Genomic DNA, 12,252 nt, shown 5'->3' with positions numbered 1-12,252 from the left:
CTTTCTCTTCCGGCGCCTTGTCGATCATGCTGTAGTCCTGGAACGATGCGCCGCCGCTCTCTGCGAGAACTTTGGTGATCGCTGCGGTCAGCGTGGTTTTACCGTGGTCAACGTGGCCGATGGTGCCAACGTTCACGTGCGGTTTTGTACGGGCAAATTTTTCTTTAGCCATTTCTAACTCCGTTTATTCTGGCTTCGCCTTAGCCGGCCGACTTGGCCTTGACTTCGTCCGCAACTGCCTGCGGGACGTCGGCGTAATGATCGAACTGCATCACGAACTGGGCACGGCCCTGGGACATGGAGCGCAGGGTATTGACGTAACCGAACATGTTCGCCAGCGGGACAAACGCGCTAACAACGCGTGCGATACCACGGGAATCCATGTCACGGACCTGACCACGGCGACTGTTAAGGTCACCGATGATGTCGCCCATGTACTCTTCCGGCGTCACAACTTCGACCTTCATGATCGGCTCAAGAAGCTTCGGACGAGCTTTCGAGAGACCTTCACGGAAGGCGGCACGAGCTGCGATTTCGAAGGCCATGACGCTCGAGTCAACGTCGTGATACGCACCGTCGGTCAGGGTGACCGAGAAGTCGGTGACCGGGAAGCCGGCAATCACACCGCTGTTAAGCGAGGTTTCAAGCCCCTTGGCAACACCCGGGATGTATTCCTTCGGAACGTTACCGCCAACGACGGTATCCTTGAAGGAGAACCCGCTGCCCGGTTCACCCGGGGTGAAGGTCAACTTGATACGTGCGAACTGACCCGAACCACCCGACTGTTTCTTGTGGGTGTAATCGATGTCGACTTCCTGGGAAATCGTCTCACGATAAGCAACCTGCGGCGCGCCGACGTTTGCTTCGACCTTGAATTCACGCTTCATGCGATCGACGATGATGTCGAGGTGAAGTTCGCCCATACCGGAAATGATGGTCTGGCCGGATTCGTGGTCGGTTTTGACGCGGAACGACGGATCTTCCTGTGCAAGACGTGCAAGGGCGAGACCCATTTTCTCCTGGTCGGCTTTCGATTTCGGCTCAACAGCGATTTCGATAACCGGATCCGGGAATTCCATACGCTCAAGGATGATCGGCTTGGCCGGATCGCAAAGGGTATCACCGGTGGTGGTATCCTTCAGACCAACCAGAGCAACGATGTCGCCCGAGCAAGCGTATTTGATTTCTTCGCGGTTGTTTGAATGCATAAGCAGCATACGGCCGATACGTTCTTTTTTCTCTTTGACAGAGTTGAGAACGTAAGAACCGGCTTCAAGCATACCGGAATAGATACGTACGAACGTCAGCGAGCCAACGAACGGATCGCTCATGATCTTGAATGCAAGACCGGAGAACGGTGCTTCGTCGTTCAGCGGACGTGAGTCCGGCTCGTCTTCGGTGCCCGGCTTGATGCCGCGCACGTCTTCGATGTCGTCCGGAGCCGGCATGTAATCGATGACGGCATCAAGAAGCGGCTGAACGCCTTTGTTCTTGAACGCGGTACCCAGAAGGACCGGAACCAGTTCGCCTTTCAGCGTACCTTTACGGATGCACTTCTTGAGAACTTCCTCGGACGGCATTTCGCCTTCGAGGTAAGCTTCCATGGCAGCTTCATCGCACTCGACAGCCTGTTCGATCAGAGCTTCACGGTACTCTTCAGCCTGGTCCTTGAGCGAGTCGCGAATGTCGCGATATTCGAATTCTGCGCCGAGGCTCTCGTCTTTCCAGACGATTTCCTGGTTTTTCACCAGGTCGACAACACCTTCGAATTCCATTTCGGAACCGATCGGCAGCTGCATGACAGCCGCGTTGGCACCGAGACGGTCTTTGATCATCTGGACACAGCGGAAGAAGTCCGCACCGGTACGGTCCATTTTGTTGACGAAGCACATGCGCGGAACGCGGTACTTGTCAGCCTGGCGCCATACGGTTTCGGTCTGCGGTTCAACACCGGAAACGGCATCGAAAACAGCGCATGCACCATCGAGAACACGAAGCGAACGTTCAACTTCAATCGTGAAGTCAACGTGGCCCGGGGTATCGATGATGTTGATGCGGTTATCTTTCCAGAAGCAGGTCGTCGCAGCAGACGTAATCGTAATGCCACGTTCCTGTTCCTGTTCCATCCAGTCCATGGTTGCGGCGCCGTCGTGGACTTCGCCGATTTTGTAGGACTTGCCGGTGTAGAATAGAATTCGCTCGGTGGTCGTCGTTTTACCAGCATCGATGTGAGCCATGATGCCGATGTTGCGATACCGAGAGATCGGAGTACGTTGTACCATAATCGACTCTTGATCTTGAGGTCTGAATTACCAGCGGTAATGAGCGAAAGCCTTGTTGGCTTCGGCCATACGATGGGTGTCTTCGCGCTTCTTGACAGCCGAGCCACGGTTGTTGGCTGCGTCCATCAGTTCACCGGCGAGACGACCGATCATGGTCGTTTCGGAACGCTTGCGAGCAGCGTCAACCAGCCAGCGAATGGCCAGTGCCTGACGGCGCTCGGAACGAACTTCAACCGGAACCTGGTAAGTAGCACCACCAACACGGCGCGAACGAACTTCGACGTTCGGCTTCACGTTGTCCATGGCTTCATGGAACTGGGCTACCGGATCGGCACCCTTGCCTTCCATAACTTCCAGTGCACCATAAACGATCTTTTCGGCGGCAGATTTCTTACCGTCGAGCATAAGGCCGTTCATGAATTTGGTCAGAACCTTATCGCCATATTTGGCGTCAGGCAAAACTTCGCGCTTTTCAGCAGCGTGACGACGTGACATCTGAGCTGCTCCTTATTTCGGGCGTTTCGCGCCGTATTTCGAACGACGCTGTTTACGGTCTTTGACACCCTGGGTATCGAGGGTACCGCGAATGATGTGGTAACGCACACCCGGCAAATCCTTTACGCGGCCGCCACGGATCATGACGACAGAGTGTTCCTGCAGGTTGTGACCTTCACCCGGAATGTAGCTGGTAACTTCGTAGCCGTTGGTCAAACGGACACGAGCAACCTTACGAAGTGCCGAGTTCGGCTTCTTCGGGGTCGTGGTGTAGACACGGGTGCATACGCCGCGTTTCTGCGGGCAGGCTTCCAGTGCCGGAACCATGTCGCGCTGGGTGCGCGGAGTCCGCGATTTGCGGATCAACTGGTTAATAGTGGGCATTAACTTTCCCTTTGTACTTTAACGGACGCCACAAGGGCGCTGCTCTATCGACGCACGACGAACGACCGCATGCCTTTGCAAATCCTGCAAACGCAAATACGGACCGCCCATTACGCAGGATCATCCTGCCCTCGACGGCCGTTAGAGTCGCACTCAAGCGACGGGGGGCAAAACCGCCCGTTGCCAAGCAATTTGGCACCGACACAGCTACACCCCCCGAGATTCGGTGGGCGCATACTAGTGACGGCCCCATTTCGCGTCAAGCAAAACCCTGTGGGCCTTCGAGTTGGCGCTTCAAACGCCGAGGCGAACCGGTGCATCGATAGATAATTCCCGGTTCGCCTCTGATTCTTTAACAAGCTTGCGCGGCGATGTTACTCGCCGGCTGGCAATGACGGGGACTCGGCATCGGCCTGCGGGCCGAAATTGTCGCCGATTTCCTCTTCTGCCTCGATCTGTACATTCTTGTCGCGTTCGGCGGCCAGTGCACGGAAACGGTTCATCACCGCACCGGTACCTGCCGGGATCAGACGACCCACGATCACGTTTTCCTTCAGACCGATCAGGGTATCGGTTTTGCCCGATACGGCTGCTTCGGTAAGAACGCGCGTGGTTTCCTGGAACGACGCGGCCGAGATGAAGGAATGCGTCTGGAGCGATGCCTTGGTGATCCCCTGAAGGACCGGTGCAGCTTCGGCCAGTTCGCCACCTTCTTTAATGGCACGTTCGTTTTCGGCATCGAAATCGACACGGTCGATGATTTCGCCAACCAGAAGCGTGGTGTCACCGGTTTTGGTAACTTCCACTTTCTGAAGCATCTGACGAACGATGACTTCGATGTGTTTGTCGTTAATCTTCACGCCCTGCAAACGGTAGACTTCCTGGATTTCGTTGACCAGGTAGTCGGCCAGTGCCGGGACGCCCATAACGCGCAGGATATCGTGCGGAACCGGCGAACCATCAAGAAGCTGATCGCCCTTCTCGACGAAGTCCCCTTCCTGAACGGCAAGATGCTTGCCTTTCGGGATCAGGTATTCGACCGGTTCGGTCAGACCGCTATCCTCAAGCGGATGAACGATCACGCGACGCTTGTTCTTGTAGTCCTTGCCGAACTCAACACGACCGGCGATGTCAGCGATGATGGCGTGGTCCTTCGGCTTGCGCGCCTCGAACAATTCAGCCACACGCGGCAGACCACCGGTGATGTCACGGGTTTTCGAGCCTTCGCGCGGAATACGTGCAAGCACGTCACCGGCGTTGACTTTCTGACCGTTCTCGACCGAGAGAATGGCATCAACCGACAGGAAGTAACGGGCTTCAAGACCGTTTTCCAGGTTGATGACCTCGCCGTTTTCGTTACGCAGCGTAACGCGCGGCTTGAGGTCGGATGCCTTCGGCATGCTCTTCCAGTCAATAACCGTTTTCGAGGCGATACCGGTCGCTTCGTCATAGACTTCGCGAATGGTTACGTTCTCGAGAAGGTCGACATAGTTCACATAACCTTCTTTCTCGGTGATGATCGGCAGGGTGTACGGATCCCACTCGGCCAGTTTCTGGCCACGCGTGATCTGGTCACCGTCATCAGCAAGCAGTTTCGCACCGTACGGGACGCGGTATTTCGCACGTTCACGGCCGGTTTTGTCGATCAGCAGGATCTCGAGGTTACGCGCCATGACGATCATGACACCGCTCGAGTTCGTAACAACCGCACGGTTCTTCAGTTTGACGGTCGCATCGAAGTTGGCTTCGACACCCGAAACTTCCGCACCACGCTGTGCCGCACCACCGATGTGGAACGTACGCATCGTAAGCTGCGTGCCCGGCTCACCGATCGACTGTGCGGCGATAACACCGACAGCTTCACCGATATTGACCGTGGTACCACGTGCCAGGTCACGACCATAGCAATGGCCGCAAACGCCGGTTTCGGCATCACAGGTCAGGACCGAGCGGATACGCGCCATTTCGACGCCTGCTTTTTCGATCAGATCAAGGTGATCTTCGACAACCATTTCGTTCTTCGGAACGATGACTTCGCCGGTTGACGGATTGACAATCTCGTCAGCGGTGAAACGACCGAGGATACGATCAGACAGCGTCTCGATAACTTCGCCGGAATCGACAACCGCAGCAATGTCGAGGCCGCGTTCGGTACCGCAATCATGCTGGGTGATGATGCTGTCCTGTGCGACGTCGACGAGACGACGGGTCAGGTAACCCGAGTTCGCCGTTTTCAGTGCGGTATCGGCCAGACCTTTACGGGCACCGTGGGTGGAGTTGAAGTACTCCTGCACGGTCAGGCCTTCTTTGAAGTTCGAGATAATCGGCGTCTCGATGATCGAGCCATCCGGCTTTGCCATCAGGCCGCGCATGGCAGCCAGCTGACGCATCTGGGCGGCAGAACCACGGGCACCGGAGTGCGCCATCATGTAAACCGAGTTCACATTGTCACCTTCTGCCGTTGCCGAGATGACTTTCATCATCGCTTCGGAAACGTCATCGGTGCACTGCGACCAGGCGTCGACGACCTTGTTGTATTTCTCACCGCGAGTGATCAGACCGTCCTGATACTGCTGTTCGTATTCCTTGACCTTGTCATGGGTCGCGCCAACCAGGGTTTCCTTGGCTTCCGGAATGATCATGTCATCCTTGCCAAACGAAATACCGGCTTTGCATGCCCAGTTGAAGCCAAGACCCATCATGCGGTCAGCAAAGATAACGGTCTCTTTCTGGCCACAGTGACGATAGACGACGTCGATAACGTTCGAGACGTCTTTCTTGGTCAGCAGCTTGTTGATGGTCGCGAACGGAATGCGCGGATGACGCGGCAGCAGTTCGGACAGCAACATGCGGCCAACCGTGGTCTGAACACGGATGGTGATCGGTTCGTTGTTCTCGTCGACGGTTTTGTAACGTGCATTGATTTTCGAATGCAGGGTCACAACACCGGCATCAAGAGCCTGTTCGATTTCGGCGATATTGACGAAGGACATGCCCTCGCCCGGCTGACCGTCGCGTTCCATCGAGATGTAGTACAGACCAAGGACAATATCCTGCGACGGCACGATGATCGGTTTACCCGAAGCCGGCGAAAGGATGTTGTTGGTCGACATCATCAGGGTACGGGCTTCAAGCTGCGCTTCAAGCGACAGCGGCACGTGAACGGCCATCTGGTCACCGTCGAAGTCGGCGTTGAAAGCCGTACAGACGAGCGGATGCAGCTGGATTGCCTTACCTTCGATCAGGGTAGGCTCGAAAGCCTGGATACCAAGACGGTGAAGGGTCGGTGCACGGTTAAGCATGACCGGGTGTTCACGGATAACCTGTTCAAGGATATCCCAGACTTCGGCACGCTCTTTTTCCACCATGCGCTTTGCAGCCTTGATGGTGGTTGCCATCCCGTACAGCTCAAGCTTCGCATAGACGAACGGCTTGAACAGTTCGAGCGCCATTTTCTTCGGCAGGCCGCACTGATGCAGTTTCAGGTTCGGACCCACGGTAATAACCGAACGACCGGAATAGTCGACGCGTTTACCCAGAAGGTTCTGACGGAAACGGCCCTGCTTGCCTTTAAGCATGTCCGACATCGATTTGAGCGGACGCTTGTTGGCACCGGTGATCGGACGACCGCGACGGCCGTTGTCAAACAGCGCATCAACCGATTCCTGAAGCATACGTTTTTCGTTACGCACGATGATATCGGGCGCACGAAGCTCGATCAGGCGCTTCAGACGGTTGTTACGGTTGATCACACGACGGTAAAGGTCGTTCAGGTCAGACGTTGCGAAACGGCCGCCATCCAGCGGAACCAGCGGACGCAGTTCTGGCGGAATGACCGGGATCACTTCAAGGATCATCCATTCCGGACGCGCACCGGACTCCTGGAAAGCTTCGATCAGCTTCAGGCGTTTGACCAGCTTCTTGCGCTTGGCTTCGGAATTGGTTTCCTTGAGGTCGATTTTCGCGGTTTCGCGTTCGTCATCAAGATCGATCGCTGCAAGCATGTCGCGGATGGCTTCGGCACCGATACCGGCACGGAAGCTGTCTTCGCCATACTCTTCCTGTGCGGTCATGTACTGATCTTCTGAAAGAAGCTCACCCATCTTGAGCGGGGTCAGACCCGGCTCGATGACCACATAGTTTTCGAAATACAGAATGCGCTCAAGATCCTTGAGCGTCATGTCCAGCAGCAGACCCAGACGGCTCGGCAGCGACTTCATGAACCAGATATGGGCAACCGGTGCCGCCAGTTCGATATGGCCCATACGCTCGCGACGTACTTTGGCCAGAGTCACTTCGACGCCGCATTTCTCACAGATAATGCCGCGATATTTCATACGCTTGTACTTGCCGCACAAGCATTCGTAATCCTTCACCGGACCAAAAATGCGCGCACAGAACAGGCCGTCGCGTTCCGGTTTAAAGGTCCGGTAGTTGATGGTCTCCGGTTTCTTGATCTCGCCGAACGACCAGGAGCGGATACGCTCCGGGCTGGCGATCTGAATCCGGATCTGATCGAAGCTCTGGGTGCCCTGCGGCTGCCCGAAGATCTTCATCAACTCGTTCATAAAGGCTCTCCCGCTATGCCCGGTCTCGCCGGGTTTCGCCAATTTTCAGGCCGAAAGATGCTTGATGGCGGACGAGATACCCGAATGGTACCCGCCCGCCAAGCTATTAAAGGTCGTCTTGCTCGAGCTCGACATTGAGACCCAGCGACCGAAGTTCTTTAACGAGAACGTTAAAGGATTCCGGAATGCCCGCCTCGAAGGTGTCTTCGCCACGAACGATCGCCTCATAGACCTTGGTACGGCCCGAAACATCGTCCGACTTGACGGTAAGCATTTCCTGGAGGGTGTAGGCAGCACCGTAAGCTTCGAGTGCCCACACTTCCATCTCCCCGAAACGCTGGCCACCGAACTGTGCCTTACCACCCAGCGGCTGCTGGGTAACAAGCGAGTACGGACCAATCGAACGGGCGTGGATCTTGTCGTCGACCAGGTGATGCAGCTTGAGCATGTAGATGTAGCCCACGGTCACCTTGCGATGGAATTTCTCACCGGTACGACCATCATAAAGGTCGACCTGACCAGAACCATCAAGGCCTGCTTTTTCGAGCATGCGAACCACATCAGGCTCACGTGCACCGTCAAAGACCGGGGTTGCCATCGGCACACCACGACGCAGGTTGTTACCAAGCTCGATGACATCGCCATCGCTCAGCTCTTTAATGCCGGTGACGTATTGCTCGTCCTCGTACACTTCATTGAGCTTGCCACGCAGGCTGTCCATCTCGGCACGACCATCGGCAACAGCATCGACAAGCTCGCCGATCTGTTCACCCAGACCACGTGACGCCCAACCAAGGTGGGTTTCAAGGATCTGGCCGACGTTCATACGCGACGGAACACCAAGCGGGTTCAGAACGATATCGACAGGCGTACCGTCTTCGAGGTGCGGCATGTCTTCCATCGGCATGATGCGCGATACGACACCCTTGTTCCCGTGACGGCCGGCCATCTTGTCGCCCGGCTGCATTTTACGCTTAACCGCGACAAAGACTTTGACCATCTTCATCACGCCCGGCGGCAGTTCGTCACCAGCCTGAAGCTTGTCGACCTTGTCGTCGAAACGAGCCTGCAGAACAGCAATCGATTCCTCGAACTGTTTCTTCAGGGCTTCGATGTCGGACATGACACTGTCATCGGCAACGGCAATCTGACGCCACAGACCACGTGCGACACCCGAAAGGGCGTCTTCGGTGATCTCGCCATTCAGACCTTTCGGTCCGTCGACCAGGGTCTGGCCAAGCAGCAGGTTTTTCAGACGACCATAGAAGTTGCGTTCCAGGATCGCACGTTCGTCATCACGGTCTTTTGCAAGACGTTCGATTTCGGAACGTTCGATTGCCAGGGCACGTTCGTCCTTGTCAACGCCACGACGCGAGAACACGCGGACTTCAACAACGGTACCGAACTGTCCCGGCGGGACACGCAGCGACGTATCACGGACGTCGGATGCTTTTTCACCGAAGATGGCGCGCAGAAGTTTTTCTTCCGGCGTCATCGGGCTTTCGCCCTTCGGCGTCACTTTACCGACAAGGATATCGCCCGGTTTGATTTCCGCGCCGATGTAAACGATGCCCGCCTCGTCGAGGTTTTTAAGGGCTTCTTCACCGACGTTCGGAATGTCACGGGTGATCTCTTCCTGACCCAGCTTGGTATCGCGGGCCATGACTTCGAATTCCTCGATATGGATCGAGGTATAAACGTCATCACGTGCGATACGCTCGGACAGAAGGATGGAATCCTCGAAGTTGTAACCGTTCCAGGGCATAAACGCGACCAGCACGTTACGGCCCAGAGCCAGTTCACCCATATCGGTACACGGACCATCCGAGATGATGTCGCCCTTCTGGACAACATCGCCCACCTTCACCAGCGGACGCTGGTTGATGCAGCTACCCTGGTTGGAACGCTGATATTTCAGCAGGGTGTAAATATCGACACCCGATTCCGATGCGGCGATGTCACCGGTTGCGCGGATAACCATACGGGTCGCGTCAACAGATTCAACAACACCATCACGGCGCGCGATCAGGGTTGCACCCGAATCACGTGCCACCGGAACTTCCATGCCGGTACCGACATACGGCGCTTCGGAACGGATCAGCGGAACCGCCTGACGCTGCATGTTCGAACCCATCAGTGCGCGGTTCGCGTCATCGTTCTCAAGGAACGGAATGAGCGCGGATGCGACCGATACGAGCTGCTTCGGCGAGACGTCCATAAGGTCGATCTCTTCGGAGCGGGCCATATAGTGGTCACCGGCCTTACGGGTGTTGATCAGTTCGTTCTCGAAGCCGAATTCCTTGGTCAGCGGTTCGTTCGCCTGTGCAATGACATAGCGACCTTCTTCGATGGCCGAAAGATAGATGACTTCAGGGGTAACCACACCATCGACAACCTTGCGGTACGGGCTTTCGATGAAGCCGTACTGGTTGACGCGGGCAAAGGTCGCCAGCGAGTTGATCAGACCAATGTTCGGACCTTCCGGCGTTTCGACCGGGCAGATACGACCATAGTGGGTCGGATGAACGTCACGAACTTCAAAGCCTGCACGCTCACGGGTCAAACCGCCCGGTCCAAGTGCCGAAAGACGACGCTTGTGGGTGATTTCCGAAAGCGGGTTGGTCTGGTCCATGAACTGCGACAGCTGCGAAGAGCCGAAGAATTCACGAACGGCAGCCGCAACCGGCTTCGCATTGATCAGGTCATGCGGCATGACGTTGTCGATCTCGACCGAGCTCATACGCTCGCGGATCGCACGTTCCATACGCAGCAGGCCAACACGGAACTGGTTTTCCATCAGCTCGCCGACCGAACGCAGACGACGGTTGCCAAGATGGTCAATATCGTCGATTTCGCCACGACCGTCTTTCAGGTCGATCAGAACGCGGACGACTTCCAGAATGTCTTCACGACGCAGAACACGAACCGTATCCGGGCATTCCAGATTAAGGCGCGCATTCATTTTCACACGGCCAACAGCCGAGAGGTCGTAACGCTCTGCATCAAAGAACAGGCCTTTGAACATGGCTTCCGCACCCTCGATGGTCGGCGGTTCGCCAGGGCGCATGACGCGATAGATGTCCACAAGGGCTTCTTCGCGGTTGCTGTTCTTGTCCAGTGCAATGGTGTTGCGCAGATACGCACCGACATTGTTGTGATCGATCATCAGCAGACGAACGGTGTCGACACCCCATTCTTTAAGCTGTTCGAACACACCTTCGGTCAGTTCGTGGCCGGCTTCGGCAAGGATCTCGCCGGTTTCGCCGTCAATCTGGTCTTCTGCCATGAACCAGCCGTTAAGCTGTTCTTCCGGCACCAGGATGTGTTTGACACCCTGTTCGACAAGCTTGGCAGCGGAACGCTTGGTGATCTTGCTGCCTGCGGCGGCAACGACTTCACCGCTGTCGGCGTCAAGCAGGTCAAAGACCAGCTTCTGACCGATATAGCGATCTGCATTGAAATCGGTTACCCAACCATCCTTGGTGCGGCGGTATTCTGCCGACTCATAGTAATAGTTGAGGATTTCTTCAGGCGTCAGGCCTTCGATTTCCGACGGATCGACAGAACGGCCTTCTTCGGCACGCTGTGCACGCAGGGCCTGGGACTCTTCGTTTTCAAGAGCCATAAGCAGCGTGGTCGCCGGCAGTTTGCGGCGACGGTCGATACGGACATACAGGATGTCTTTCGCGTCGAATTCGAAATCGAGCCACGAACCACGATACGGGATCACGCGCGCAGCAAACAGGTACTTGCCCGAGCTGTGGCTCTTGCCCTTGTCGTGGTCGAAGAAGACGCCCGGCGAACGGTGCATCTGCGAGACGATAACACGCTCGGTGCCGTTCACGATAAAGGTACCGTGTTCGGTCATGAGCGGCATGTCGCCCATATACACGTCCTGTTCCTTGATATCGCGGATCGAACGTGCACCGGTATCTTCGTCAATATCCCAGACAACCAGACGCAGTGTCACGCGCAGCGGCGCGGCAAAAGTCATGCCACGCTGACGGCACTCCTCGGTATCGTATTTGGGCTGCTCCAGCTCATACGACACAAACTCGAGGGTTGCGCGCTCTGAGAAATCTTTAATCGGAAAGACGCTCTTGAACACTTCCTGGAGGCCGGCATCGTCCCGCTGCTCCTGCGGGGTACCAGTCTGCAAAAACTTGTCGTAAGAATTCTTTTGAACCTCAATCAGGTTCGGGAGCGGAGCGACTTCGCTGATCCGTCCAAAGCTCTTGCGGATGCGCTTTCGACCGGTAAAGGACTTATCCATCATCGTTCCTTTAATCGCGCCTCCCCACACCGTCGTAACTCGTTCGCCCCTGTGCCACCATGCAAAAAGCATACAGCACAACGACGCCCGAGCCCCGTACGGGGCGGGCGTTCACTTGATTATGACCGTGGATGTTATGTGACATCCAACATGAATGAGATCACTGATCCCTCGGCTGTCGACGCCGTCAAAGATAACCTCTGACCTAAACGGCCTTACGTTATGTACGATTACCTTTGGCAGCGTCAAC

The 12,252-nt window shown here is 55.9% G+C and carries 6 protein-coding genes; all 6 read right to left on the bottom strand.

What is annotated here, in order from left to right; all coding sequences use genetic code 11:
* On the bottom strand, positions 1-172 hold a 172-nt coding region (locus tag J7395_RS12225; protein WP_247742170.1), incomplete at its 3' end, for a GTP-binding protein.
* A 28-nt stretch (positions 173-200) separates the two neighbouring features.
* Complete coding sequence (gene fusA / locus J7395_RS12220; RefSeq protein ID WP_062952267.1) at positions 201-2,282, bottom strand: elongation factor G; 2,082 nt, start codon at positions 2,280-2,282, stop codon at positions 201-203.
* A 27-nt stretch (positions 2,283-2,309) separates the two neighbouring features.
* Complete coding sequence (rpsG, locus tag J7395_RS12215) at positions 2,310-2,777, bottom strand: 30S ribosomal protein S7 (RefSeq protein ID WP_062952268.1); 468 nt, start codon at positions 2,775-2,777, stop codon at positions 2,310-2,312.
* 12 nt (positions 2,778-2,789) lie between these two features.
* Positions 2,790-3,161, bottom strand: a complete 372-nt coding sequence (rpsL, locus tag J7395_RS12210) for a 30S ribosomal protein S12 (RefSeq protein ID WP_007092427.1) — start codon at positions 3,159-3,161, stop codon at positions 2,790-2,792.
* A 374-nt stretch (positions 3,162-3,535) separates the two neighbouring features.
* Positions 3,536-7,729, bottom strand: coding sequence for a DNA-directed RNA polymerase subunit beta' (gene rpoC / locus J7395_RS12205; RefSeq protein WP_062952269.1), 4,194 nt, complete (start codon positions 7,727-7,729; stop codon positions 3,536-3,538).
* Between the two features lie 106 nt (positions 7,730-7,835).
* Positions 7,836-12,002, bottom strand: coding sequence for a DNA-directed RNA polymerase subunit beta (gene rpoB / locus J7395_RS12200; protein WP_062952270.1), 4,167 nt, complete (start codon positions 12,000-12,002; stop codon positions 7,836-7,838).
* Positions 12,003-12,252: the final 250 nt, after the last annotated feature.

This window comes from Thalassospira sp. A3_1 (assembly GCF_017744215.1).
GTDB classification, from domain to species: Bacteria; Pseudomonadota; Alphaproteobacteria; order Rhodospirillales; family Thalassospiraceae; genus Thalassospira; species Thalassospira lucentensis_A.
This window is presented reverse-complemented; position numbering and strand designations above follow the sequence as displayed.